Annotated in this window: 20 protein-coding genes; 15 read left to right on the top strand and 5 right to left on the bottom strand. The window is 68.1% G+C overall.

Annotation, left to right across the window (positions count from 1 at the left end):
- The first annotated feature begins 55 nt into the window (after positions 1 to 55).
- The 4 genes from CRO39_RS12290 to tatC all read left to right on the top strand — a co-directional run bounded on the left by CRO39_RS12290 (position 56) and on the right by tatC (position 2,430).
- On the top strand, positions 56 to 916 hold the full coding sequence (locus CRO39_RS12290; RefSeq protein ID WP_097122234.1) for a lipid-binding SYLF domain-containing protein: 861 nt from the start codon (positions 56 to 58) through the stop codon (positions 914 to 916).
- A 104-nt stretch (positions 917 to 1,020) separates the two neighbouring features.
- Positions 1,021 to 1,245 carry a Sec-independent protein translocase subunit TatA gene (gene tatA, locus CRO39_RS12295; protein WP_097122235.1) on the top strand — a complete coding sequence of 75 codons (225 nt, stop codon included), beginning with the start codon at positions 1,021 to 1,023 and terminating at the stop codon, positions 1,243 to 1,245.
- 50 nt (positions 1,246 to 1,295) lie between these two features.
- Positions 1,296 to 1,688 carry a Sec-independent protein translocase protein TatB gene (gene tatB, locus CRO39_RS12300; protein ID WP_097122236.1) on the top strand — a complete coding sequence of 131 codons (393 nt, stop codon included), beginning with the start codon at positions 1,296 to 1,298 and terminating at the stop codon, positions 1,686 to 1,688.
- Entirely contained in the window at positions 1,669 to 2,430 is a 762-nt protein-coding gene (tatC, locus tag CRO39_RS12305; RefSeq protein WP_097122237.1) for a twin-arginine translocase subunit TatC, read from the top strand. The genes tatB and tatC overlap by 20 nt, the downstream gene beginning before the upstream one ends.
- A 10-nt stretch (positions 2,431 to 2,440) precedes the next feature.
- On the opposite strand, the gene CRO39_RS12310 is transcribed toward tatC, so the two are convergent.
- The 3 genes from CRO39_RS12310 to CRO39_RS12320 are packed head-to-tail and all read right to left on the bottom strand — an operon-like array spanning position 2,441 to position 5,894.
- On the bottom strand, positions 2,441 to 3,319 hold the full coding sequence (locus tag CRO39_RS12310; protein WP_097122238.1) for a BPSS1780 family membrane protein: 879 nt from the start codon (positions 3,317 to 3,319) through the stop codon (positions 2,441 to 2,443).
- A gap of 26 nt (positions 3,320 to 3,345) precedes the next feature.
- A complete protein-coding gene (locus CRO39_RS12315) occupies positions 3,346 to 4,074 on the bottom strand; it encodes a glutamine amidotransferase (protein WP_097122239.1) in 729 nt (242 codons plus the stop codon).
- Positions 4,071 to 5,894 carry a GspE/PulE family protein gene (locus tag CRO39_RS12320; RefSeq protein WP_097122240.1) on the bottom strand — a complete coding sequence of 608 codons (1,824 nt, stop codon included), beginning with the start codon at positions 5,892 to 5,894 and terminating at the stop codon, positions 4,071 to 4,073. The genes CRO39_RS12315 and CRO39_RS12320 overlap by 4 nt, the downstream gene beginning before the upstream one ends.
- 77 nt (positions 5,895 to 5,971) lie before the next feature.
- On the opposite strand from CRO39_RS12320, the gene glyQ reads away from it, so the two are divergent.
- The 8 genes from glyQ to CRO39_RS12360 all read left to right on the top strand — a co-directional run bounded on the left by glyQ (position 5,972) and on the right by CRO39_RS12360 (position 19,593).
- Complete coding sequence (gene glyQ, locus CRO39_RS12325; protein ID WP_097122241.1) at positions 5,972 to 6,904, top strand: glycine--tRNA ligase subunit alpha; 933 nt, start codon at positions 5,972 to 5,974, stop codon at positions 6,902 to 6,904.
- A 161-nt stretch (positions 6,905 to 7,065) separates the two neighbouring features.
- Entirely contained in the window at positions 7,066 to 9,162 is a 2,097-nt protein-coding gene (glyS, locus tag CRO39_RS12330) for a glycine--tRNA ligase subunit beta (RefSeq protein ID WP_097122242.1), read from the top strand.
- Positions 9,163 to 9,491: 329 nt separating this feature from the next.
- Positions 9,492 to 11,279 carry an autotransporter assembly complex protein TamA gene (locus CRO39_RS12335; protein WP_097122243.1) on the top strand — a complete coding sequence of 596 codons (1,788 nt, stop codon included), beginning with the start codon at positions 9,492 to 9,494 and terminating at the stop codon, positions 11,277 to 11,279.
- Between the two features lie 44 nt (positions 11,280 to 11,323).
- Entirely contained in the window at positions 11,324 to 15,082 is a 3,759-nt protein-coding gene (locus CRO39_RS12340; protein ID WP_425479696.1) for a translocation/assembly module TamB domain-containing protein, read from the top strand.
- Between the two features lie 35 nt (positions 15,083 to 15,117).
- Positions 15,118 to 15,825 (top strand): SIMPL domain-containing protein, encoded by a 708-nt coding sequence (locus CRO39_RS12345; RefSeq protein WP_097122244.1) that lies wholly within the window; start codon positions 15,118 to 15,120, stop codon positions 15,823 to 15,825.
- Between the two features lie 195 nt (positions 15,826 to 16,020).
- Positions 16,021 to 17,094 carry a winged helix DNA-binding domain-containing protein gene (locus CRO39_RS12350; RefSeq protein ID WP_097122245.1) on the top strand — a complete coding sequence of 358 codons (1,074 nt, stop codon included), beginning with the start codon at positions 16,021 to 16,023 and terminating at the stop codon, positions 17,092 to 17,094.
- Between the two features lie 175 nt (positions 17,095 to 17,269).
- A complete protein-coding gene (locus CRO39_RS12355; RefSeq protein WP_238394634.1) occupies positions 17,270 to 19,411 on the top strand; it encodes a S46 family peptidase in 2,142 nt (713 codons plus the stop codon).
- Positions 19,408 to 19,593, top strand: coding sequence for an oxidoreductase-like domain-containing protein (locus CRO39_RS12360; RefSeq protein ID WP_097122246.1), 186 nt, complete (start codon positions 19,408 to 19,410; stop codon positions 19,591 to 19,593). Before CRO39_RS12355 ends, CRO39_RS12360 begins: the two co-directional genes overlap by 4 nt.
- Before the next feature lie 172 nt (positions 19,594 to 19,765).
- Here CRO39_RS12360 and mnmG read toward each other — a convergent pair whose 3' ends face one another.
- Together mnmG and CRO39_RS12370 are read right to left on the bottom strand one after the other, a co-directional pair.
- Positions 19,766 to 21,655, bottom strand: coding sequence for a tRNA uridine-5-carboxymethylaminomethyl(34) synthesis enzyme MnmG (mnmG, locus tag CRO39_RS12365; RefSeq protein ID WP_097122247.1), 1,890 nt, complete (start codon positions 21,653 to 21,655; stop codon positions 19,766 to 19,768).
- Between the two features lie 524 nt (positions 21,656 to 22,179).
- Positions 22,180 to 22,758 (bottom strand): hypothetical protein, encoded by a 579-nt coding sequence (locus CRO39_RS12370; protein WP_097122248.1) that lies wholly within the window; start codon positions 22,756 to 22,758, stop codon positions 22,180 to 22,182.
- 177 nt (positions 22,759 to 22,935) lie between these two features.
- Here CRO39_RS12370 and CRO39_RS12375 point away from each other — a divergent pair, with 177 nt between their 5' ends.
- The 3 genes from CRO39_RS12375 to CRO39_RS12385 are packed head-to-tail and all read left to right on the top strand — an operon-like array spanning position 22,936 to position 24,993.
- A complete protein-coding gene (locus CRO39_RS12375; RefSeq protein ID WP_097122249.1) occupies positions 22,936 to 23,895 on the top strand; it encodes a pyridoxal-phosphate dependent enzyme in 960 nt (319 codons plus the stop codon).
- Complete coding sequence (locus CRO39_RS12380) at positions 23,892 to 24,506, top strand: YdcF family protein (protein ID WP_097122308.1); 615 nt, start codon at positions 23,892 to 23,894, stop codon at positions 24,504 to 24,506. Before CRO39_RS12375 ends, CRO39_RS12380 begins: the two co-directional genes overlap by 4 nt.
- A gap of 49 nt (positions 24,507 to 24,555) precedes the next feature.
- On the top strand, positions 24,556 to 24,993 hold the full coding sequence (locus tag CRO39_RS12385; RefSeq protein WP_097122250.1) for a ketosteroid isomerase-related protein: 438 nt from the start codon (positions 24,556 to 24,558) through the stop codon (positions 24,991 to 24,993).
- The last annotated feature ends 44 nt before the right edge of the window (positions 24,994 to 25,037 follow it).

Consider the following 25,037-nt stretch of genomic DNA (forward strand, 5'->3'; position numbering starts at 1 on the left):
CGCCTAAAACAACGCGTTACGGCAAACTGCTGCCAATCCGCATTCGGAGACTTCCATGACCCGTTCCCGCCGCCTGATCCTGCTGCCTGCCGCTACGCTGCTGGCTGCATCGCTGTTCGCCGGCCTGGCCCTGGCCGGGCCCAAGGAGGATGAGCGCGCCACCAACGCGGTGCGCGTGCTTACGGAAATCCAGAAGATTCCCGAACAGGGCATCCCCGACAAGCTGCTGGACGAAGGCCGCGCCATCGTCGTCATCCCCGACACGCTGAAGGCCGGCCTGGTGTTCGGCGGCCGCCGCGGCCACGGTCTGATGTCGGTCAAGAATCCCGACGGCGCGTGGTCGCAACCGGTGTTCATCAAGCTCACCGGCGGCAGCATCGGCTTCCAGGCCGGCGTGCAGTCGTCCGACGTGGTGCTGGTGTTCCGCAACGACCGCAACCTGGACAACATCGTCAACGGCAAGTTCACCCTGGGCGCCGATGCCGGGGTGGCCGCCGGCCCGGTCGGCCGCAACGCTTCGGCCTCCACCGATGGCCAGCTGAAGGCGGAAATCTGGTCATGGTCGCGCGCGCGCGGCCTGTTCGCCGGCGTCGCCCTGGATGGCGCCGTGTTGCAGATCGATGACGACGCCAATGTTGCCGTCTACGGCAGCGCCGCCACCCCGCGCGCGATTTTCGAGGGCCGTGCCGGCTATCCGTCCGATGCGGTGGTCGGCTTCCGCGACCAGTTGGAGGAAGCCACGATGATTGCGCGTTCGGCCCGCGGCACCAGTGCGCCGGCCGCGCGCGCTGCGCCTCCGGTCCACATCGAGCCCGCGCAGACCGCGCCGCCGGCCGAACCGGCCCCGCAGACGCAGGGTTTCCAGCCGGTCGGCGACGACGAAGTGCGCAGCGAGCCGCTGGATACCACGCCGTAAGTGCCGCCTGAACGCCGAATGCGGTCCGGGTCCGCGATGGAAGACACGCGCCGGACCGCCAGCTGCGCTATCCTGAGCATCCTTTCCTTTCCTGCGAGCACACCATGGGCGGTTTGAGCATCTGGCATTGGATCATCGTGCTGGTGGTCGTGCTGCTGGTCTTCGGAACCAAGCGCCTGCGCAACGCCGGGCAGGACCTGGGCGAGGCCGTGAAGGGATTCAAGAAGGGCATGAAGGACGAAGACAAGCCGGCCGGCCAGCTGGACGATCAGTCCCGCAGCGACGAAACCAGCAGCGCATCGAAAGAGCGCGACCGCGACGCCAACTGATCGTGCGGCGTGAGCTGCGCGTGCCGCGTTAGCAGGGGCTGTTAGCCGTCATGTTCGATCTGGGTTTCAGCGAACTGCTGATTGTCGCCGTTGTCGCATTGGTCGTGCTCGGCCCCGAGCGGCTGCCGAAGGCTGCGCGTTTCGTCGGCCTGTGGGTACGCCGCGCGCGCTCGCAATGGGACTCGGTCAAGAGCGAGCTGGAACGCGACCTGGCCGCCGAGGAGCTCAAGCGCAACCTGAAAAGCGCCCAGGACGCGCTGCGCGATACCGAACAGCAGATCCGCGACAGCGGCCAGCAGGCGCGGCGCGAATTCGACGAGATCCGCGCCTCGGTGCAGGACAAGCCGGCGCCGGATGCGGATGCCGGCGCGGCGCCGCCCGCGGACCCGGAATCGCAGGACCAACCCCAGGATGGACAGGGCGATGAACCGCGCAACCCCTGAGCACGACAGCGAAAGCACGCTGATCGATCACCTGATCGAATTGCGCTCGCGGCTGGTGCGCGGACTGATCGGCGTCGGCGTGGCGCTGGCGGCGCTGCTGCCGTTCACCACCCGCATCTACAACTGGCTGGCCGAACCGCTGATCGCGCGGCTGCCGGCCGGCGAGACTTTCATTGCGATGAACCCGGCCGGCGCGTTCTTCGCCCCGGTCAAGCTGACCTTCTTCGTGGCGCTGTTCGCGGCCGCACCGTGGCTGCTGTACCAGGCCTGGGCGTTCGTGGCGCCGGGGCTGTACCAGCGCGAACGCAAGCTGGCCATGCCGCTGCTGGCCTCGGCAATCAGCCTGTTCTACATCGGCTGCGCGTTCGCGTATTTCCTGGTGCTGCCGATGGTGTTCAACTTCCTGACCACCTTCAAGCCCGACGTCATCGCCATCACCCCCGATGCCGGTTCGTACCTGGATTTCGTGCTGGTGATCTTCCTGGCCTTCGGCATCAGCTTCGAACTGCCGGTGGCGCTGGTGATCCTGGTCCTGCTGGGCTGGGTCACGCCGCAGCAGCTGCGCGAGTCGCGCGGCTACGCCATCGTCGGCGTGTTCGTGCTGGCTGCCATCATCACGCCGCCGGACGTCATCTCGCAGCTGATGCTGGCCATCCCGATGTGCCTGCTGTACGAGGCCGGCATCATCGTCGGCAGCTGGCTGAAGAAGTCGGTCGAAGACGAAACCGCCGAACCGCGCTAGCGCGGTCCGTTCACACCTCGATCCGCGACGGCGCGGATGCGGCGACGGAGGTATCGGCACCGGCCAGCATCTGCCGCCAGGCGGTGTACATGGCGCCGGCCAGCACCGGCATCAGCACCGCCATCAGCAGCAGCTGCCACACCAGCAACGCCAGCGTCGCCCCGCCGATCAGCTGGACCAGCGAGGTCAGCAGCAGCAGGCCCAGGGTGATCGCGAAGATGGCGATGCCGGCCAGCAGGTAGAACACCAGCATCGCGGTCCAGTTGCGCGCACAGGCGCGCAGGCTGGTGCGCATCGCCGTCCACGCCTGGGCGCCGGAAAACACGATCTGCGGCGCGGCGACGAAGGTCATCCACTTCACCGCCACGAAGGTCAGCGCCACCAGCAACAGCCACAGCAGCAGGCGGCCGGCCGGCAGTTCCTCGACCAGCGACGGATCCGGCTGCCCGCCGGCTTCAGCGATGGCCTGCATCTGCATCCAGACATCGGCCAGCTGCTTGAGCTGATCGGTGCCGACCATCGCCAGCAGCAGCGCGCCCAGCACGATACCGGCGGCGACCTGCGGCAGCAGCGTGGCCAGCAGCTTCGGCGCATGCCCGTCGCGCAGGCCCTGCAGCAGGTTGGACGGCAGCGGCGGGCGGCCGTGATCGACTTCGCGCACCGCCCAGATCATGCCGGCGAACAGCAGCGGGCCGGCCAGCACCAACAGGAACTGCATCGCCATCAGCATCGGCGGCGCCAGCACCGCGACCAGCATCAGCAGCAGCGACAGCAGCCCCCACAGCATGCCCAGCATGCCCAGCCCGACCGGCGCCCTGCGCAGCAGCGCAAAGCCGGCCAGCAGCCATTCCGCACCGGCACTGGCCGGTACCTTGTTGATGTTCGACATTACGGTTTCCGAAGTGGGGACGCGGGTCAGCGCGAATGCAGGCCGCGTGCGTGCCTGACGAAACGCCGCAATAGTTTGCGGGCTTGCGGCGCCGCCGTCACGTCGCGGGCGATGGTGGCCGGGCAGCGGCCTTCCCGGCGCAGGTGCTCCTGCCGCGCCAGCACATAGCCGCGCATGTGGTGGGTGGCGAATTCCGGGTGAAACTGAACGCCCCAGGCGCGGTCGCGCCAGCGGAAGGCGTGGCAGTTGTCCTGTTCGGACCGGGCCAGCACGGTGGCGCCCTCGGGCGCGCGCAGCACGGTCTGCACATGGGTGGCATGGGCGGCGAACTTCAGCGGCATGCCGGAGAACAGCGGATCCTCGCCGGCATGCGGATGCAGATCGATGTGCACGGTGCCCGATTCGCGCCCGGCCGGGTTGTCGGCGACCTCGCCGCCCAGCGCATGCGCCAGCAGCTGATGGCCGTAGCAGATGCCCAGCAGCGACACCCCTTCGTGGGCGGCATCGCGCAGCCAGTCGGCCGAGCGTTCGCTCCAGTCGGCGCGGTCGGTGACCATCGCCGCCGAGCCGCTGACGATGACCCCGGCAAACCCTTCGCGGCGCGGCAGCGGGTCGCCGCGTTCGACATTGGCCACCACGGTTTCGTCGGCCTCCAGCCCGGCGGCGACCCGGATCCAGTGCGGAAAACCGCCATAGCGGCGCATCGACGGCACCGGCTGGCCGGTTTCGACAATCAGGAAGGGCGCGTACTTCATTGCTCGGTGGGGGGCAGAACGGACAGGACTTCCTGGATTGTAGTCAGACCTTCGGCCACCTTTTCAAGGCCCGTGCGGCGCAAAGTGCGCAGGCCGTCGCCGCGGGCGGCGCGGCTGAAGCCGGCCAGATCCATGTCGGCGCGGATCAGACTGCGCAAACGCGCGGAAATCGGCAGCAATTCGTACAGACCGACCCGCCCCAGGTAGCCGGTGCGGCGGCATTCCAGGCAACCGACCGGCGCATAGGACGTGATGGCATCAGGTAATGCCTCATCGGCATCACGCAGCACCGCCCAGTCGGCGTCGCTCAGCTCGCATGGGCGCTTGCAGTGATGGCACAGCGTGCGCACCAGCCGCTGCGCCAGCACGCCGTTCAGGGTCGAAGCGACCAGATAATGCGGCACGCCCAGGTCCAGCAGGCGGGTGATCGCCGACGGCGCGTCGTTGGTGTGCAGCGTGGACAGCACCAGATGCCCGGTCAGCGAGGCCTGCACCGCCATCTGCGCGGTTTCCAGGTCGCGGATTTCGCCGATCATGATGATGTCCGGGTCCTGCCGCAGCAGTGTGCGCACGCCGCTGGCGAAATCCAGGTCGATATTGGTCTGCACCTGCATCTGGTTGAATTCCGGCGCAATCATCTCGATCGGGTCTTCCACGCTGCACACGTTCACGTCCGGCGTGGCCAGCCGCTTGAGCGTGGAATACAGCGTGGTGGTCTTGCCCGACCCGGTCGGGCCGGTGACCAGCACGATGCCGTGCGGACGCCCGACCAGCGCGTTCCAGCCGGCCGCCTCCTCGGCGCTGAAGCCGAGCTGGTCGATGGATTTGAACGCCGCATCCGGGTCGAAGATGCGCATCACGCATTTCTCGCCGAACGCGGTGGGCATTGTCGACAGACGCATTTCCACTTCGCGCCCGCCCGGCGAACGGGTCTTGATGCGTCCATCCTGCGGGCGCCGGCGCTCGCCCAGATCCATCCGCCCCAGCACCTTGATGCGGCTGACCATCGCCGTCATCACCGGCGGCGGCACCTCGAACACCTTGTGCAGCACGCCGTCGATGCGGAAACGCATGCGGCCGACATCGCGGCGCGGCTCCAGGTGGATGTCGGAGGCGCGCTGCTCATAGGCGTACTGCAGCAGCCAGTCGACGATATGGACGATATGGTGATCGTCGGCGTTGACGTCGCCGGCGCGGCCCAGTTCGACCAGTTGCTCGAAACTGGGCAGGTCGCTGCCCGGTTCGCCGCGGCCGTCGCTGGCGCCGCGCACCGAACGGGTCACGCCGAAGAACTCCATCGTGTAGCGATGCAGATCCAGCGGGTTGACCATCGCGATTTCGATGCGGCGACGGGCCAGGTGCTGCAGATCCTCCTGCCAGTCCAGCGCCATCGGCTCGCTGGTGGCCACCAGGATGCGTTCGGCATCCACCGCCAGCGGCAGGATGCGGTGCCGGCGCGCATACGGGTGCGAGACCACCGCGGTCACCGCGGCCACGTCGACCCGGGTCGGGTCGATGCGCAGGTAGCGCTGGCCACTGCGCCTGGCCAGCCACTCGGTCAGCTGTTCCAGCCCCAGTTCGCCGCCGCGCGCATGGCTGGCCGCCAGCTTCAGGTTGGCCAGCAGCACCAGCGGATGCACCTCGCTGGCGTTGCGCGCGTTCTGCGTGGACAGGCGGATGCGTTCGCGATCGGCCGGCGCGATAAGGCCGTCGGCCAGCAGCGCGGCGGCGACATGCTCGAATATCAGCCGGCCGGGCGGCAATGGCGATGGCCCGGGAGCGAGCGCTACCAAGGGTTCGGCCGGAAGCCGCTGTTCCATTTCAGGCGCCTGTTGCGCGGAAGTCCCCGCAAGTCGGCCGGTATACTAGCGCACCCCTTTCGCACGGCCCTTGCTGCATGTCCGCTTTCCGGCACGTCCCGCCCGCCTTCCAGGGCCTGACTTTCCAAAGTCTGATCCAGACCCTCAACCAGTACTGGGCCGATCAGGGCTGCGTGCTGATCCAGCCGCTGGACATCGAAGTCGGCGCCGGCACCTTCCACCCGGCCACCTTCCTGCGCGCGCTGGGTCCGGAGCCGTGGAACGCCGCCTACGTGCAGCCCTGCCGCCGCCCCACCGATGGCCGCTACGGCGAAAACCCCAACCGCCTGCAGCGCTACTACCAGTACCAGGTGGCGATGAAGCCGAATCCGGACAACATCCAGGAGTTGTACCTGGACTCGCTGAAGGCGCTGGGCATCGACCCGCGCGTGCACGACCTGCGCTTTGTCGAGGACAACTGGGAATCGCCCACCCTGGGCGCCTGGGGCCTGGGCTGGGAAGTCTGGCTCAACGGCATGGAAGTCACCCAGTTCACCTATTTCCAACAGGCCGGCGGACTGGAATGCCGGCCGGTGCTTGGCGAGATCACCTACGGCCTGGAGCGGCTCTGCATGTACCTGCAGAACTGCGACAACGTCTACGACCTGGTGTGGACGTTCGGGCCGGACGGCACGCCGGTGACCTATGGCGATGTCTACCACCAGAACGAAGTCGAGCAGAGCACCTACAACTTCGAGCACGCCGACGTCGAAGAGCTGTTCCACCGCTTCGACGCCTGCGAGGCCGAGTCGGTGAAGCTGGTCGAAGCCGGCCTGCCGCTGCCGGCCTACGAGCAGGTCTGCAAGGCCAGCCACTGCTTCAACCTGCTGGATGCGCGCCGCGCGATCTCGGTGACCGAGCGCCAGCGCTACATCCTGCGTGTGCGCAAGCTGGCGCAGGCGGTGGCCGAGGCGTATTACGCGCAGCGGGAAAAGCTGGGTTTTCCGGGCTTGAAGAAAGAGACGACGTGAATACCTCTCCCTCCGGGAGAGGTCGGCGCGCGCAGCGCGCCGGGTGAGGGAATGCAGACCCCGCACCCGCAAACGCTTGGCGCAACGGCAACATCATTCCCTCATCCGCCCTCCGGGCACCTTCTCCCGGGGGGAGAAGGAAAAAGCAAGGCAATCGCGACATGACTGACACCAAACCGCTGCTGATCGAACTGGGCACCGAAGAGCTCCCGGTCAAGGCGCTGCCCGGGCTGGCGCAGGCGTTCTTCGACGGCGTGATCGAGGCGCTGGGCAAGCGCGGTATCGCCATCGAGCGCGGCGACGCCAAACCGCTGTACACGCCGCGCCGGCTGGCGGTGCTGCTGCCGGGCGTGGCGGTCGAACAGCCCGAGCAGCGCTCGGAAGTGCTGGGGCCGTACCTGAATATCGCGCTGGATGCCGATGGCCAGCCGACCAAGGCCTTGCAGGGCTTTGCCGCCAAGGCCGGCATCGACTGGACCGCGCTGGAGCGTACGACCGACAACAAGGGCGAGCGCTTCGTCCACCGTGCGGTCAAGCCCGGAGCGCAGACCGCCTACCTGCTGCCGGAGATCGTCCGCGAGGCCATCGCCAGCATGCCGATTCCCAAGCCGATGCGCTGGGGCGGCCACGACTACGCGTTCGCCCGCCCGGTGCACTGGCTGGTGCTGCTGCTGGGCAACGAGGTGGTGGAAGCCGACGTACTGGGCGTGCGCAGCGACCGCATGAGCCGCGGCCACCGTTTCGAACACGACAAGCCGGTCTGGGTCGGCCAGCCGGGCGATTACATCGACGCGTTGCGCGGCGCGCATGTGCTGGTCGACGCCGACGAGCGCCGTGCGCGCATCGTCGCCGAAGCCGAAGCCGTCGCGCGCCAGGCCGGCGGCAGCGCGCGCATCAGCGACGACAACCTGGAGCAGGTGGTCTGCCTGACCGAATGGCCGGCGGCGGTGCTGTGCAGTTTCGACAAGGCGTTCCTGGCGGTGCCGCAGGAAGCGCTGATCGAAACGATGGAAGTGAACCAGAAGTTCTTCCCTGTGCTGGACGACAACGGCCGGCTGACCGAGCGTTTCATCGGCATCGCCAATATCCAGTCGCAGGACGTGGCCGAAGTGCGCAAGGGCTACGAGCGCGTGATCCGGCCGCGCTTTGCCGACGCCCGCTTCTTCTTCGACGAGGATCTGAAACAGGGCCTGGCCTCGATGAACGAGGGCCTGAAAACCGTCACCTACCAGGCCAAGCTGGGCACGGTAGCCGACAAGGTCGCGCGCGTGGCCGCACTGGCCGAAACCATCGCCGTGCAGGTCGGCGCCGACCCGGCGCAGGCGCGCCGCGCCGCCGAACTGGGCAAGGCGGATCTGCAATCGCGGATGGTCAACGAATTCCCGGAACTGCAGGGCATCGCCGGCCGCCACTACGCGCTCGCCGCGGGCGAGCCGAAGGAAATCGCGCTGGCCATCGACGAGGCCTACCAGCCGCGCTTCGCCGGCGACGATATCGCGCTCAGTCCTCTTGGCAAGGTGCTGGCGATCGCCGAGCGGCTGGATACGCTGGCCGGCGGTTTCGCCGCCGGACTGAAGCCGACCGGCAACAAGGATCCGTTCGCGCTACGGCGCAATGCGCTGGGGTTGGCAAGGACGGTGATTGAGAGTGGGTTCAATCTGAATATCCAGCAGCTCATCGACGAGGCGGCAAATAACCTGCCAAAGAGCGTACAGCCGCATGCGGATCGAAACACCGAAACTCTCCGGACGGATCTTTACGACTTCATCCTCGACCGCCTGCGCGGCTACTACGCCGACAAGGACGTGCCGATCCAGCACTTCAACGCGGTGGCCGAGTTGAGGCCCGCCTCGCTGTACGACTTCGATACCCGCATCGACGCCATCGGCACCTTCGCCACGCTGCCGGAAGCCGAAGCATTGGCCGCCGCCAACAAGCGCATCAACAACATCCTGAAGAAGGCCGAAGACGAGATTCCGCCCGGCGTCGACCGCAGCCTGCTCAACCACCCGGCCGAAAGCGCGCTGGCCGAAGCGGTGGAAGCGGCCATCGGCGATACCGACGAGGCCCTGCACCATCACGACTACATCCGCGTACTCAGCCGGCTGGCGCTGCTGCGCCCACAGGTGGACGCGTTCTTCGACGGCGTGATGGTCAACGTGGAAGACGCCGACGTGCGCAGCAACCGGTTGGCCCTGCTCAAGCGTCTGGCCGACCGCTTCCGCACCGTCGCCGCCATCGAGCATCTGTCGGCCTGAGCGCGGTCCGACCTCTTCCGCGCATCGCGGACCACCCCCTCCCCTGCTAGCGGGGAGGGTTGGGGTGGGGGGCCGAGTGCAGACGCGATCCGCACGGCGCACCGCACGCGACACGGGCGTGCCCGACTACCGCAGCACCGCATCGCACGACGCTTGCCGTTGCCCGCGGACGGGAAAAGGACAGCTTCCGTACTTCCGCCACGCTCCTTCACCGCCTACGGTGAACGGATCCCGCTGTTCCCTGACTCCTGACCAGGGCGCATGAAGCCGGCAAGCGCGCCGATACCGTCCGTTCACCGTATTTAACGCCCACCCGTTATCCTCCCCGCATGCGACGACTCCCCCGCCTCGCCACCGCTGCGATCGCCCTGTTCTCCGTCAGCGGTCCGGCGTTCGCCGCCGCCACTATCGGGAAAGTCAACGTCGAAGGACTGGACGACGAGCTGATGGTCGAGAACGTCAATCTCGCGTTGTCGCTGAACGAAGTGATCGGCCAACGCCTGGGCGAGTCGCGGCTGGAATACCTGTTGAGCGAGGCCGTGGCGCAGACCCGGGAAGCGCTGGAGCCGTTCGGCTACTACACGCCGCAGATCGAGGTCGCGGCGCCGCGCAACGAAGCGGACGACAACGAGCGCATCACGGTGACCATCCGCGTCGACAAGGGCGAACCGGTGCGGGTGCGCAACGCCAATCTGACCATCGACGGCGAAGGCGGCGAGGACCGCTACCTGCAGGAAGACCTGGAAGCGTTCCGTCCGCAACCGGGCGAGGTGTTCGATCACACCACCTATGAAGCGGCCAAGCTGACCATCGTGCGGCGGCTGGCCGAACGCGGTTACTTCGATGCCGACTTCACCCATCGCCGGGTCGAAGTGACCCGCGCCGAACATGCCGCCGACATCGACCTGGGCTGGGTCAGCGGCATCCGCTACGACATGGGCCCGACCACCTTCCACCAGGACCAGTTCGACCCCGGCCTGCTGGACAAACTGGTGTACTGGGAGGAAGGCAGCTACTACCACCAGGGCAAGCTGGACCGGCTGCGCGAATCGCTGACCGGGCTGGACTATTTCAGCAGCATCGACATCCAGGCCGATCCGGACGAGGCGGTCGACGGACGCGTGCCGATCGACGTCAACCTGGCGCTGGCCAAGCGCAGCATCTACACCGCCGGCCTCAGCTACGGCAGCGAAAGCGGCGCGGGTATCCGGCTGGGGCTGGACCGGCGCTATCTCAATTCGCGCGGGCACAAGCTGTCCACCCAGCTGGACTACGCGCAGAAGCGCAAGACGCTGCTGACCCAGTACCGGATACCCGCCTTCAAGTGGCTGGACGGCTGGTACACCGTAGCCCTGCAGGCCAGCGACGAGCAGACCGACTACATCGATCTGCGCCACCTGGAACTGATTGGCAGCCGCAGCGGCCAGATCAGCGAAAACTGGACCGCGGTGGCGTCCCTCCATGCCCTGCGCGAACGCTGGCGCTACCTGGAAACCGAGGACGGCAACGGCGAACCCGAGGCGCTGTACCGCTATGCCACCTTCACCTACCCCTCGTTCAAGCTGGACTATCTGAATGCGCCGCTTGGGTCCAACCGGCCGGATCGCTTTGCCGGTTCGCTGGTCCTGCGCGGCGGCGTGGAAGGCGCCGGCTCGGACGCCAATTTCCTGCAGGCGCACCTACGCGCCCGTTGGTCGCGCGAGTTCGGCAGCAACAGCGCGCTGATCCTGCGCGGCGAGTACGGCCACACCTTCACCAGCGAGCTGGTCGGCATGCCGCCGTCGCTGCGCTTCTTCGCCGGCGGCGACCGCAGCATCCGCGGCTACGCCTGGCGCGAAGTCGGTCCGCGCATCGGCAAATACGCGCTCGGTGCGAAAAACGTGCTCACCGCCAGCACCGAGTACGAGTACTACCCCGGCGGCGGCCCGTGGGGCGGCGCGGTGTTCGTCGATACCGGCAGCGCATTCGACGACAGCACCCCGGATCTGAGCACCGGCATCGGCTTCGGCCTGCGCTGGCGTTCGCCGGTGGGTCCGGTGCGCATCGACATCGCGCACGGCCTGGACGACCCGGATTCGCAGTTCCAGCTCTACCTCAACATCGGCGTTGATCTGTGAACCGGCCCGGCGAAACCATCACCCCGGAACAGCGCGAGGAGCGTATCGCCGAGCTGCGCGCGCGCCGCCGCGCCCGCGTACGCAAGCTTGCCGTGCGCGGCGCGATGGGTGCGGCTGCGCTGACCATGCTGCTGTGCATTGCCGTGTACTGGCTGCTGCAGACGGTGGCCGGCCGCGATGTGCTGCTGGGCCAGATCATCGCGCGGCTGCCGGCCAACGCGTCGCTGACCTGGCAACGGGCGGAAGGTCCGCTGGCCGGGCCGCTGACGCTGTACGGCGTGGATCTGCGCTGGGACCAGATACATTTCAGCGCCGACCGCGTGCATCTGGATCCGGACATCCGCCCGCTGCTGGGCAAGCGGCTGCGGCTGGACGTACTGGAGATCGACAACGCTTTGTTGAGCCTGCCCAGGAGCGAGGACGAACCTTTCAAGCTGCCGCATTGGCCCGAATCGCTGCCGCAGATAGAAATGCCGCTGGCGATCCAGGCCGACACGCTGACCATTGCCGGCTTTCGCATCGTGCAGGCCGGCGAGCCGGTCATCGACATCGGCAGCGCCCGCGGCGGCATCGATATCGGCAACGGCTATTTCCATGCCGAGCAGTTGGCATTGAACAGCGACCGCGGCCGTTTCGGCGCGCACGGCGGCTATGCGCCGCGCAACGGCTACAAGACCGATCTGACCGTCACCGCGGTGTTTCCGGCGCGCCCAGGCCGCCGTCCGGCGCGGCTGGGGCTGATCGCCAATGGCGACGTGGATGCGATGGAAATCGGCCTCGGCGGCGATGCGCCGGCGCCGCTGCGCGCATCGCTGAGCCTGCGCGGCCAGGACAAGCCGACCTGGCGCTTCGATGCCCGCACCGAGCAACTGGATCTGGCCGCACTGGCCTTGACCGAAGCCGACACGCCGCTGGCCTTCGATTTGACCGCCCAGGGCGCCGGCGGCAAGGCCAGCTTGCGCGGTCGCATCGAGCAGGGCGAATGGGTGGCGGTGATCGAGCCCTCGCAGATCGCGATCGCCGACGAGGTGCTGACGGTGGAACCGCTGGCGGTGCGGCTGCTCGATGGCCTGGCCACGCTGCGCGGCCGCGCCGATTTCACCGTGCCGGAAGATCCCACGTTCAAGTTCGCCATCAACGCGCGCGGCCTGCGCTGGGGCGACGTGCCGGGAACCGCCATCGGCGCCGATGCCGATTTCGGTTTCGCCGGCCGCCTGCAGGACTGGGCCGCGGTCGGCAAGGCCACGCTGACCCGCGCCGGCGAACGTGCGGCCGTGGCGTTCGACGGCATCGGCAATGCCGATGAGCTGACCCTGCGCACGCTGCAGGCGAAGATGCCGACCGGCACGCTGGACGCCAGCGGCAAGCTCGGCTGGGCACCTGGGTTGCACTGGGATATCGGCGCCAAGCTGGCCGGTTTCGATCCGGGTTATTTCTTCGCCGGCTGGCAGGGCAGCATTTCCGGCGAAGCGTCGTCGGCCGGCAAGGCGCGCGATGGCGGCGGCTTCGATGCAAGCGCGGACATTCCGCGGCTGAGCGGCCGCCTGCGCGACCGACCGCTGGAAGGCAGCGGCAATTTCCGGCTGGCCGGCGAAGAGGCCAGCGGCAAGCTGGCGCTGGCGCTGGGCGGGAGCCGGGTCAACGCCGAAGGCCGGCTCGGCGCAACCCTGGACATCGACGCCTCGTTGCAGCCGCTGCGCCTGAACGATCTGCTGCCCGATGCCAGCGGCACGCTGAGCGGCACCGTGCACCTGACCGGCGCGCGCAACGCTCCTGACATACAGGCGGACCTGTCCGGCAGCGGCCTGCGCTGGAACGACTGGAGCGCCGATGCGCTGAGCCTGCGCGGCCGTCTGCCCTGGCGCGGCGGCAGCGGCGAACTGGCCGTGCGCGGCAACGCTGTCAGCGTGGGCGTGGTGCTGGACGAGCTGAGCGTGGATGCGCGCGGCGCCGTCGAAGACCTGCAGTTGCAGGCGCAAACGCGCAACGCCATGGGCGCGCTGGCGTTGGCCGGCACCGCGCAGAAGCGCGGCGCCAACTGGCAGGGCAGTCTGGACATGCTGCGGCTTACGCCCGCCAAGGGCAGCGACTGGCGCCTGCAGCAACCGGCGCGCTTTGCCCAGAACGGCGCCGCGTGGACATTGTCCGAAACCTGCCTGGCTGCCAGCGTCGGCGGCGCGCTGTGCGCCAACGCCAACTGGCCGCGCGAGGGCCTGGCCATCCGCGGCGATGCGTTGCCGCTGGCGCTGGTGCAACCGTGGCTGCCCCCCAGCGCCGGCCGTCCGCTGACGCTGCGCGGCGACTTCCAGCTGGATGCCACGCTGCGCCCCGCCGGCAATGCCTGGCAGGGCCATGTGCGGCTGGCATCGCTGGATGGCGGTCTGAGGATGGGCACCAACAGCCGCGGCGAAATCATCCGCTACGACAACTTCAGCTTCGATGCCGATTTCGATCCGCAGCGCATCCAGGCCCGGCTGGGTACCGGCTTCAAGGGCGACGGCTATGTCGATGCCACCATCGTCACCGGCTGGGACCAGTTTTCGCCGCTGCAGGGCGACATCTACGTGCACAACTCGCGGCTGTTCTGGATGGAACTGCTATCGCCGGATCTGGTGCGCCCGCGCGGCAAAATCGCCGGCCATATCGGCCTGCGCGGCACCCGCGGACAGCCGGCGCTCAGCGGCGAAGCCACCTTGTCCGAATTCACCGGCGAACTGCCGTCGCTGGGCATCACCCTGAGCGAAGGCAGCGTCGACCTGATAGCGCTGGCCGATGGCAGCGCCAGCATCGACGGCAGCGTCAAATCCGGCGACGGCGTGCTGCATGTGGCCGGCTCGCTGGGCTGGAACAACGACACCACGCCACTGCGGTTCAGCGTGCGCGGGGACAACGTGCTGGTGTCCGATACCAGCAAGCTGCGCGCAATCGCCTCGCCGGATCTGCAGATTGGATTCGCCGACAACACCATCGAGGTCCGCGGCCAGGTCGGCGTGCCTTCGGCCAGCATCGACGTGGAGCGGCTGGACAGCGGCGTGTCCGCCTCCGAGGACGTGGTGGTGCTGGACCCGGCCGATCCCGGGCGCGCCCCGAGTTCGCGCCTGGATCTGGATCTGGCCATCACCCTGGGCGATGCGGTGCTGCTCAAAGGCTACGGACTGGACGGTTCGCTGGCCGGCACGATGCGGGTGCGCTCGCGCCCGGGCCAGGAGATGCTCGCCACCGGCCGCATCGACGTGGACGGCCGCTACACCGCCTATGGGCAGAAGCTGCGCATCTCCCGCGGCGAACTGACCTGGAGCAACAACGCGGTTTCCGATCCGCGCATCAACATCCGCGCCGAACGCGAAGTGGTCGGCGCCAACGTCACCGCCGGCATCGATGTCACCGGCCGCGCCAGCGCGCCCCGGGCCAAGGTCTGGTCGGACCCGGCAATGGGCGAATCCGAGGCGCTTGCATACCTGGTGCTGGGGCGCCCGCTGACCACCGCCAGCAGCGACGAAAGCCGGCAGATCACCGCGGCCTCATCGGCGCTGTCGGCCGGCGCCGGGCTGCTGGCCTCGCAACTGGGCGCGAAGATCGGCCTGGACGACGCCGGCGTGCTGGAATCGCGCACGCTGGGCGGTTCGGTGTTCGGCGTCGGCAAGTACCTGTCGCCGCGGCTGTACGTCAGCTATGGCGTATCGATGGTCGGCTCCGGCTCGGCGGTGACGCTGAAGTACCTGCTGCGCAAGGGCTTCGATGTCGAAGTCGAATCCAGCACCATCGAGAGCCGCGCGTCGATCAACTGGCGCAAGGAGAAATAGCTACACTCCCGCAAACCGTAGGCAAGGAGCAAGGCATGCGCGCAGTTCTGGGACTGGTGTTGATGATGGTCGTTTGCGTGGCGATGGCGGGTACGCCCCTGCCGGACGGCCCGCATATCGTGGTGGCCGGCGAGGGCAAGGTGACGGTGACGCCGGATAGCGCGCGGGTAAGCGTCGGCTTTGAGCAGCGTGCCAGCCAGCCGCTGCCTGCCAAGCAGACGGTCGATCGTCAGGTGAACGCTCTGCTGGCGGGCAGCGAACGCTTCGGTATCGCCGAGAAGGATATCCATGCCTCGGATCTGAACGTCAGCGAGGATGTCGACTACGACGACAAGGGCCGGCGCATCTCCAACGGTCATGTCGCCGGACGCCGTGTCGGCATGATATTGAAGGATCTGGATCGCTTGAACGAATTCCTCGACTTCTGCCTGTCCGTCGGTGCCAGCGATATCTCACAGGTTTCGTTCGAGTCTTCGCGCGCGGCCGAACTGCGCGTTGAGGCCAAACGCAAGGCCGTGGCCAGCGCGCGCGAAAAGGGTGAAGAGATGGCCAAGGCCTTCGGCACCCGGCTCGGCCAGGTCTACAGCATCGATAGCATCAACTCGCGCACTGCCGATGGCTGGGGCGCCACCACGCTGGATCGTATCCAGGTGACTGGTTCGCGGTTGGAAACCGGCCGCTACCTGCAGCCCACCGTGGACTACAGCGAAAGCGTGCATGCGGTCTTCGAACTGGTGCGCTGACCACGGCCGGAGCGCTTCGGTGTCCATTCACGACAGATTCGTCATCCCGGCGCAGGCCGGGACCCAGTGCCTTGAACCCGGGATGACGGAAAGTCGCCGGGTGATCACCCTTTCGGCTGTTGAAGAGCTTTCGGCCCGCGCCAGGATGAGCGGAAGCTCGATACGAAAGCGCCCCAGCGCCGGCAGGATGTTCCGATGACCCCGCAGCGACTGACCGCAATGCGCCTGCATCATCAGGGTATCGCCAGTCCGCAGGCCGCAACGGTGGCCGACACCGTTGCCCGGCTTGGCGCTGTGCAGGCGCAGGACTACCACGCCGCGCTGTGGGCGGTTGGCCTGCGCACGGCGGGCGCCAGCGAGGCCGACGTGGAAGCGGCCATCGCCCGCGGCGAAATCATCCGCACCTGGCCGATGCGCGGCACCCTGCATCTGCTCACCGCCGCCGATGTGCGCTGGATGCTGGCGCTGATGGCATCGCGGGTGATCGCGCTGGATGCGGCGCGGCGGCAACGCGAATACGGGCTGGACCAGCGGCTGGCCGGACTTTGCGCGGACGTGCTGAGCCGGGCCCTGGAAGGCGGCCGCCGCCTGACCCGCAGCGCGCTGTACGAGGTGCTGGAAACCGCCGGCATCGCCACCGGCCAGCAGCGCGGCCTGCACATCCTGGGTCTGCTTGCCCAACAGGGCGTGCTCTGCCAGGGACCGCGCGAGGGCCGGCAACCGACCTTTGCGCTGCTGCGCGAATGGGCGCCGCAGTCCCGCGATCTGCCGCGCGAGCAGGCGCTGACGGAACTGGCGCTGCGCTATTTCCGCAGCCGCGGCCCGGCCACCGTGCAGGATTTCTCCAACTGGTCCGGCCTCACCGTGACCGACGCCAGGCGCGGCCTACAGGCGGCGGCGCAACAGCTGCAGAAAACCAACCTGGATGGCCGCGACTACTGGTTCGCCGCCGATGCCGAACCGCACCCTGCGCCAGCGGTGCATCTGTTGCCGGCCTTCGACGAGTACCTGATCGCCTACAAGGACCGCAGCGCCGCGCTGGATCCGGCCATCGCGCGCCAGGTGATCGGCGTCAACGGCCTGTACAACCCGGTGATCGTCATCGATGGCCGTGTTGCGGCGACGTGGAAACGCAGCATCGGCAAGGAATGTGTTGCGCTGGAACTGCAACCGCTGCGTACGTTGAAGAGAACCGAGCTGCGCGCCATTGGCGATTGCGTACGCCGCTATGGACAGTTTCTGGGAAAACCCGTGCGACTGGGCGATTGAACCGGTCCCGCAACGATGGATTGCGCGGGAGCGGCGCAGCGGGCCGGATCGACCGCGTATCGACGCGATGGGACAGCCCGTGCCGCCGCATGCACCCTGCTGATCGGACCGCGCGCATTGCCCCGGCTCCGCGCGGCCGTTATCTTCGTCCGCTGCCGCCGTCCGGAACCTGCCGATGCCCCGTTTCAATCCGCTTTCGCTGCTGACCCTGGGCATTGCCCTGTCCCTGCCCGCCCATGCCGACGAAGGCATGTGGCTGCCGGCGCAGATGCCCGAACTGGCCAAGCCGCTGCGCAATGCCGGCTTCAAGGGTCGGCCCGCGGCGCTGGCGGACCTGACCGCCGCCCCGCTCAGCGCGGTGGTGCGGGTCGGCGGCGGCACAGGCTCGTTCGTTTCCGATGCCGGCCTGTTGCTGACCAATCACCACGTCGCCTACGGCGTCATCCAGTACAACAGCAAACCGGACAACAACCTCATCGACAACGGTTTCATCGCCGCCGACCGCGCCGCCGAGCTGCCGGCCAATCCGGATTACCGGGTGCTGGTGACGGTGGGCTTCGACAAGGTCACCGACACCGTGCTCGGTGCGGCCACGGGCAAACGCGGACGCGAGTACTTCGACGCCGTGGACCGCGCCAGCAAGGCCATCATCGCCGAATGCGAGCAGGAAGCGGGCATGCGCTGCAGCGTGGCCAACATGTACTACGGCACCGACTTCTACCGCATCAAGCAGCTGGAACTGCGCGATGTGCGCCTGGTGTATGCGCCGCCGCGCGCCATCGGCAACTACGGCGATGAGATCGACAACTTCATGTGGCCGCGCCATACCGGCGATTTCACCCTGCTGCGCGCCTACGTCGGTCCGGACGGCAAACCGGCCGCCTACAGCCCCGACAACGTGCCCTACCGCGCGCCGGCGCATCTGCGGCTGGCCGGCGATGGCCCCAAGGCCGGCGATTTCGCCATGTTGGCCGGCTACCCCGGCGTCACCTATCGCCACCGCACCGCCGCCGAGTTCGATGAGCAGGTCAACTGGACCTTGCCGCAGCGGGTGGCCGTGTTCGATCAGCTCATTGGGGTCATCGAGTCCGCCGGTGCGGCCGATGCCGAAGCGCGCACGCGCTACGCCGCGCAGCTGCAGTCGCTGAAGAACGGCAGCAAGCGGGCGGCGGGCGAGCTGGAAGGCCTGCGCCGCAGCCATGCGGTGCAGGTCCGCGCGGAGGACGAGCGCGGCATGCTGGAGACCGCCGCCGCCGCGAAGGAACGCGCCGGCATCGACGCGCTGGCCGCGGCGCTGGCGGAAGGTTCGGCCGTGCGCGAACGCGAACTGCTGCTGGGCCTGTTCGGTTCGCAGACCCAGCTGATGCGCACGGCAATCACGCTCGAGCGCCTGCGCCTGGAGTCGGCCAAGCCCGATGCCGAACGCGAATCGGGATACCAGGCGCGCGACCATGCCTTGATCGAAGGCATCCTGAAACAGGTGCAGCGCCGCTATGCTCCGGCCGTGGAAAAGCAGTTGCTTACCGTGTTGCTGGCCCGCTATCAGCAACTGCCCGACGCGCAGCGGCTGCCGGAGTTCGACGTCGCCTTCGGGCGCACGCCGGCGGCGCTGAAGAAGTCGCTCGATGCGCTGTATGCCGGCACCACGCTGGGCGACGAAGCCGCGCGCCTGTCGCGCTTTGCCGCCGCGCGCGAAGGCCGGCCGCTGGCCGCCGACCCGCTGATCGACCTGGCCATCAGGCTGGTGCCCGCGCAGCTGAGGCTGGAGCAGGAACGCAAGACCCGCGACGGCGAACAACTGCGCCTGCGCCCGGCCTATATGCGCGCCTTGTTCGCCTGGCGCCAGCAACAGGGCCGCGCACTGTACCCCGATGCCAACGGCACGCTGCGCATCAGCTACGGCAAGGTCGATGGGTTCTCGCCGCGCGACGGCGTGATCTACACGCCAGTGACCACGGTGGACGGCATTGTCGAGAAGAACACCGGCGCAGTCCCGTTCGATGCGCCCAGGCCGCTGCTGGATGCCATCGCCAACGGCGATTTCGCCGGCACCGCCGATCCGGCGCTGAAAACGCAGACGGTCAACTTCCTGACCAACCTGGACACCACCGGCGGCAATTCCGGCTCGCCGGTGCTCAACGCGCGCGGCGAACTGATCGGCCTGAACTTCGACAGCAACTGGGAAGCGGTCAGCGCCAGCTGGATGTTCGACCCGCGCTACAAGCGCGCCGTCCACGTCGACCTGCGCTACATGCGCTGGCTGATGGCCAAGGTCTACCCGGCGCCGCACCTGTTGCAGGAAATGCAGGCCGATTGAGCTCGCCCACGGCCACCGACGATCCGGATGACCCACGCCCGCTGGAACCCGAGCGGCCGCTGGCCAGCGATTGCTGCGAAAGCGGCTGCCCGATCTGCGTATTCGACCTTTACGCCGAACAGATGCAGCATTACCGCGAGCGACTGGCGGCGTGGAAGGCGCGGCATCCAGGCGCGGAATGAACGCCGCACCGGCGCAGTCCTGTTATGGGAGCGACGTCAGTCGCGACCGCGCCCCGATGGCAATCTGCGGCGCACGGCGATGAACGCGCCGCAGCGCGCCCGGATCGTGAACGAACGTGCTCTAGGCGCATCCGACACGCGCGGTCGCGACTGACGTCGCTCCTACAGGCACCTACGCCACCCGGCTGCGCCTTGCGCGCTCCAGGTGCACCAGCAGCAGCGAGATCGCCGCCGGCGTCATGCCGGGGATGCGTTGGGCCTGGCCCACCGTTTGCGGACGCACGCGTTCGAGCTTCTGCTGCACTTCGGCCGACAGGCCGCGCACGCCGGCGTAGTCGAACGCTTCGGGAATCGGCGTGCTCTCATGGCGCTGCTGGCGTTCGATTTCGCCGCGCTGGCGGTCCAGGTAGCCGGCGTACTTGATGCCGATCTCCACCTGCTCGGCCACTTTGGCATCGGCCACGCCCGGCCCCAGCGCCGGCACCTGCATCAGCTTGGCGTAGTCCAGTTCCGGCCGCTTGATCAGGTCCAGCACGTTGGTTTCGCGGCTGACCGCCACGCCCAGCGCCGCTTCCAGTTCGCGGCCCAGCGCGTTGGCAGGCGTGGCCCACAGCGCGCGCAGGCGGCCGGTTTCCTGCGCCACCGCTTCGCGCTTGGCTTCGAAGCTGGCCCAGCGCGCATCATCGACCAGTCCCAGCGAACGGCCGATAGCGGTCAGGCGCGCGTCGGCATTGTCCTCGCGCAGCTGCAACCGGTATTCGGCGCGGCTGGTGAACATGCGGTAGGGCTCGCTGGTCCCGTGGGTGATCAGGTCGTCTATCAGCACGCCGATATAGGCTTGATCGCGGCGCGGCGACCATGGCTCTTCCTGCTGTACGAAGCGCGCGGCGTTGAGGCCGGCGATCAGGCCCTGCGCGGCCGCTTCCTCGTAGCCGGTGGTGCCGTTGATCTGGCCGGCGAAGAACAGCCCGGACACCGCCTTGGTTTCCAGCGAGGACTTCAGCCCGCGCGGATCGAAGAAGTCGTATTCGATGGCGTAGCCTGGCCGGGTGATGTGCGCGTTTTCCATGCCGCGGATGCTGCGCACCAGATCCAGCTGCACATCGAACGGCAGCGAAGTGGAGATGCCATTGGGGTAGATCTCGGCCACGTCCAGGCCTTCGGGCTCGACGAAGATCTGGTGGCTGGCCTTTTCGGCGAAGCGCACCACCTTGTCTTCGATGGACGGGCAGTAGCGCGGGCCGATGCCTTCGATCTGGCCGCTGTACAGCGGCGAACGGTGCAGCGCGTTGCGGATGATCTCGTGGGTACGCTCGCTGGTATGGGTGATCCAGCACGAGACCTGGCGCGGATGAGCGGCCGCATCGCCGATGAACGACATCACCGGCAACGGGCTGTCGCCCGGTTGTTCCTCCATCACCGAATAGTCCAGCGAACGGCCATCGATGCGCGGCGGCGTGCCGGTCTTCAGCCGGTCGACCACGAACAGCCCTTCGCGCAGCCTGTGCGCCAGCGCGGTGGCCGGCGGGTCGCCGGCGCGGCCGGCCGCGTACTGGGTCTCGCCGACATGGATCTTGCCGGCCAGGAAGGTGCCGGCGGTCAGCACCACCGCCGGTGCCTCGAAGCGCAGCCCGGTCTGGGTGATGGCGCCGCGTACGCTGCCGTTGTCGATGATCAGATCGTCGACCGCGGCCTGGAAGAGGGTCAGATTGGGCTGCGATTCCACCGCCGTGCGGATCGCGCTGCGGTACAGCGCACGGTCGGCCTGGCAACGGGTCGCACGTACCGCCGGCCCCTTGGAAGCATTGAGCGTGCGCCACTGGATGCCGGCACGGTCGGCCGCCCACGCCATCGCCCCGCCCAGTGCATCGATTTCCTTGACCAGATGGCCCTTGCCGATGCCACCGATGGCCGGGTTGCAGCTCATCGCGCCCACGGTTTCCACGTTGTGGGTCAGCAGCAACGTGCGTGCGCCGGCGCGCGCGGCCGCCAGCGCGGCCTCGGTGCCGGCATGGCCGCCGCCGATGATGATCACTTGGTACTGGTGGAAAGACGGGTTCATGGCAGTCATTGGATGGAAACGGCGGGCAGCGCCCGGCTGCGTGGTTCGGTAGTGGGCAAGCCGGCGAAGCCGCACAACCGGCAAAGTTGGCACGCTTTCTGCTTCACCCAGCTGGCACCCGATGTGGCAAGCGACCAGGGGCGCGGGTTGGAATTGGAACAGGGGCCAGCCAGGCGCACGTCGGGGATGCCGGGGCCGGTAGTCGGGGGACTGCCGGCCCTTTTTTATGCCCGCAAGAATACCGCGCCACCCGTAAAAAAGCCCGGCATTGCCGGGCTTTTGTCTGGCGCCGACGTCCGGCGGGGCCGGAACAGGGGGGATCCAGATTTCCCCACCGAACGTCGACATTGAAGCTTGTATTGTCCAGTTACGTCAGAAAGCGACGCAACCGGTCAACTCCTGCTAGCTAGCTTGCGACTGCCGGCGCCGCAAAGCAATAGCCAGGATTCGAGGCCCCTTCCGTTAGGTTTGGCGCTGTGTCCAGGCCGCCCTTGAGCGCGCCAACAGGCCGTTTTCCATGGCCTCTAGGGCTCCTGAACGCGTATTCCGCGCGGATTGCTGCTCCGCGGCTGGCTCCGCACCGCCGGTTGCGAGCGCTCCACCCGGGCGGGCGGTGCCTGGCGGGGCGCCGGAGATGTCGGTGGCCGGACCTCGCTGCGCACCCGCGGCGCGCTGGGCGCCGGGGTAACCCGATTCTCATGGCGTGGCGGAATCATCACCTGCCCGGATTCGCGCCAGGCGCCATTGGTGGGGTCGCGCCACGGCGGCGCCCGGTTGCCGCTGCCGGTGGGCGGCTTGGGCGGTTTCTGCCCGTGGCCGGGGTCGTGCGGACGCGGTGGCCGGTAACGCGGCGGGTAGTACGGGTAATACGGGTTGTAGTGCCCGTAGTACGGGTAACGGGAGTAGCCGTAGTAGCCATAGCCGGACCCGATATAGATGCTGGTGCCGGGGTAGCCATAGCCGCCGTAGTAGGGGCCGTAATACTCGGTCGTCGGACGACCGTGGTAGTAACCGCCAGGCGCGCTGCCGCCGGCGTAGTCATAGGTCGCGCAACCGCTCAGGGCGGTGGCGAACACGGCGGCCAGCAGGACTTTCTTGTTCATGGCGGTAGCTACCCCCTGTTTTCAAAGCCCTTGCAGCATCGGCCCCGGGCATTGAATCCGTGCTTAACCTCCCCGGCCCGGAAAAACCCGCTCAGGCCGCGGCCAGTCTGGCCTTCCGGCAACCGACCGGGCACCGCGACACCGGGCAGACGGCGTCGCATGCGTTAACCTTTTGCTATGCCCCTGCCCCTGCCTGTCTTCGACGACATCCTGGCCGCCGCTGCGCGCATCGCGCCGCACGCCCAGGCCACCCCGGTGCTGCGTTCGCGGACGCTGGATGCGCTGGCCGGCTGCCGGCTGCATTTCAAGGCCGAACCGCTGCAACGCGGTGGCGCGTTCAAGTTCCGCGGCGCCTGCAACGCGGTCTGGGCGCTGCCCGAAGCCGAAGCCGGCAACGGCGTGGTCACGCATTCCTCGGGCAATCACGGCGCCGCGCTGGCGCTGGCCGCCAGTACCCGCGGCATCGCCTGCCATGTCGTGGCGCCGGAAGGCGCCGTAGCGGCGAAACTGGCGTCGATTCAGCGCTATGGCGCGACGCTGCACCGCTGCGCCGCCACCATCGCCGCGCGCGAACAGGCCTGCGCAGAGGTGCAACGGCAGACCGGCGCCACGCTGGTGCACCCGTACACCGACTTTCATGTCATTGCCGGCCAGGGCACCGCGGCGCTGGAACTGTTCAACGGCGCCGGTCCGCTGGACGCGCTGGTGGCCCCGGTGGGCGGTGGCGGCCTGCTGGCCGGCAGCGCGATTGCCGCAGCGGCACTGGCGCCGGATTGCCGGGTGCATGGCGCCGAACCGTCCGGCGCGGCCGATACCGCGCGTTCGCTGGCCACGGGCACGCGCCAGCCCGATTTCACCCCCGATACGATCTGCGACGGCCTGCGCGGCACGCTGGGCGAACCGAATTTCCGCGTGCTGCAAGCGCATGCGGTCGAGGTATCGGTGGTCGACGACACCGATACCATCGCCGCGATGCGGCTGATCTGGCAATGCCTGAAGCTGCTGGTGGAGCCGTCCTCGGCAATTGCGCTGGCCGCGGTCCTGGCGCAGCGCGAGCGCTTCGCCGGACAGCGGGTCGGCGTCATCCTGTCCGGCGGCAATGTCGATCTCGATGCCCTGCCGTGGAGCCGCGCGTGAGCACGGCGCGGCGGCGGCGCAAGGCCGGGCTGGGACGCTGGCTGTGGCGCCTGCTGCTGTTGATACTGCTATGGCTGGCCGGCGTGGCCGGCTACATCAGCCTGGTCGGCCAGCGCGACCAGGCCGCGCCGGCCGATGTGATCATCGTGCTTGGCGCCGCCGCCTACGATGCCAAGCCCTCGCCGGTATTCGAGGAGCGCCTGCGCCATGGCATCGACCTGTACAAGCGCGGGTTGGCGCCGAGGATCATCTTCACCGGCGGCTATGGCGGCGCCGCTGCGCGCTTTTCCGAATCGCAGGTCGGCCGCCGCTATGCGTTGCGGCAGGGCGTGCCGGACGAGGCGATCCTGATCGAATCGGTTTCGCGCAACACCCGCGACAACCTGCGCCAGGCCGCGCTGCTGATGCAGACCCACGATCTGCACCGTGCCATCATCGTCAGCGACCCGCTGCACATGGCCCGCGCGCTGCGCGTCGGCCGCGAAGTGGGCATCGACGCGCTGGGCTCGCCCACCCCCACCAGCCGTTTCCGCACATTCGCCACCCGCTGGCGCTTCCTGCTGGCGGAGATGTACTTCTTCCATCGCGACCGCTTTGCCGAACCTCGCTGAGTCCGGCGCGGGTATGATGATCGGTTCCTGCCAGACCCGAGCCACGACAATGAAGATCGACGGCAACCGCAAACAGGACCGCACCACCGAGCTGGTGCTGACCTACTACGCCGCGTTCAACCGCGGCAACTGGGACGGCATGCTGGCGCTGCTGAGCGACGACGTGGCCCACGATCTGAACCAGGGCGCGCGCGAGGTGGGGCGCGAGGCCTTTGCCGCGTTCCTGCAACGGATGAACGCCAGCTACAGCGAACAGTTGCGCGACATCGTGGTGCTGGCGTCGCTGGACGGCAACCGCGCCGCTGCCGAATACGTCGTGCATGGCCAGTACCGGCACACCGACGAAGGCCTGCCGCCGGCCAACGGCCAGCGCTATGTGCTGCCCGGCGGCGCGTTCTTCGAGATCCGCGACGACCGCATCGCACGGGTGAGCAACTACTACAACCTGCAGGACTGGTTGCGCCAGGTGGCGCCCGATAACTCTTGAGCACGCGCCGGGCATAACGAGCCGCAGCGAGTGGGGAAGGTGAA

The sequence above is a fragment of the Pseudoxanthomonas wuyuanensis genome (genome assembly GCF_900215535.1).
Lineage (GTDB): Bacteria > Pseudomonadota > Gammaproteobacteria > Xanthomonadales > Xanthomonadaceae > Pseudoxanthomonas_A > Pseudoxanthomonas_A wuyuanensis.

Excerpts from the sequence above, each read along its gene's own strand:
- CRO39_RS12385 (WP_097122250.1), top strand. The coding sequence starts at position 24,556 with ATGAAGATCGACGGCAACCGCAAACAGGACCGCACCACCGAGCTGGTG.
- CRO39_RS12355 (WP_238394634.1), top strand. The coding sequence starts at position 17,270 with ATGCCCCGTTTCAATCCGCTTTCGCTGCTGACCCTGGGCATTGCCCTG.
- glyQ (WP_097122241.1), top strand. The coding sequence starts at position 5,972 with ATGTCCGCTTTCCGGCACGTCCCGCCCGCCTTCCAGGGCCTGACTTTC.
- CRO39_RS12320 (WP_097122240.1), bottom strand. The coding sequence starts at position 5,894 with ATGGAACAGCGGCTTCCGGCCGAACCCTTGGTAGCGCTCGCTCCCGGG.
- mnmG (WP_097122247.1), bottom strand. The coding sequence starts at position 21,655 with ATGAACCCGTCTTTCCACCAGTACCAAGTGATCATCATCGGCGGCGGC.
- tatB (WP_097122236.1), top strand. The coding sequence starts at position 1,296 with ATGTTCGATCTGGGTTTCAGCGAACTGCTGATTGTCGCCGTTGTCGCA.
- CRO39_RS12375 (WP_097122249.1), top strand. The coding sequence starts at position 22,936 with ATGCCCCTGCCCCTGCCTGTCTTCGACGACATCCTGGCCGCCGCTGCG.
- CRO39_RS12315 (WP_097122239.1), bottom strand. The coding sequence starts at position 4,074 with ATGAAGTACGCGCCCTTCCTGATTGTCGAAACCGGCCAGCCGGTGCCG.
- glyS (WP_097122242.1), top strand. The coding sequence starts at position 7,066 with ATGACTGACACCAAACCGCTGCTGATCGAACTGGGCACCGAAGAGCTC.
- CRO39_RS12290 (WP_097122234.1), top strand. The coding sequence starts at position 56 with ATGACCCGTTCCCGCCGCCTGATCCTGCTGCCTGCCGCTACGCTGCTG.
- tatA (WP_097122235.1), top strand. The coding sequence starts at position 1,021 with ATGGGCGGTTTGAGCATCTGGCATTGGATCATCGTGCTGGTGGTCGTG.
- CRO39_RS12370 (WP_097122248.1), bottom strand. The coding sequence starts at position 22,758 with ATGAACAAGAAAGTCCTGCTGGCCGCCGTGTTCGCCACCGCCCTGAGC.
- CRO39_RS12310 (WP_097122238.1), bottom strand. The coding sequence starts at position 3,319 with ATGTCGAACATCAACAAGGTACCGGCCAGTGCCGGTGCGGAATGGCTG.
- CRO39_RS12350 (WP_097122245.1), top strand. The coding sequence starts at position 16,021 with ATGACCCCGCAGCGACTGACCGCAATGCGCCTGCATCATCAGGGTATC.
- tatC (WP_097122237.1), top strand. The coding sequence starts at position 1,669 with ATGAACCGCGCAACCCCTGAGCACGACAGCGAAAGCACGCTGATCGAT.
- CRO39_RS12345 (WP_097122244.1), top strand. The coding sequence starts at position 15,118 with ATGCGCGCAGTTCTGGGACTGGTGTTGATGATGGTCGTTTGCGTGGCG.
- CRO39_RS12335 (WP_097122243.1), top strand. The coding sequence starts at position 9,492 with ATGCGACGACTCCCCCGCCTCGCCACCGCTGCGATCGCCCTGTTCTCC.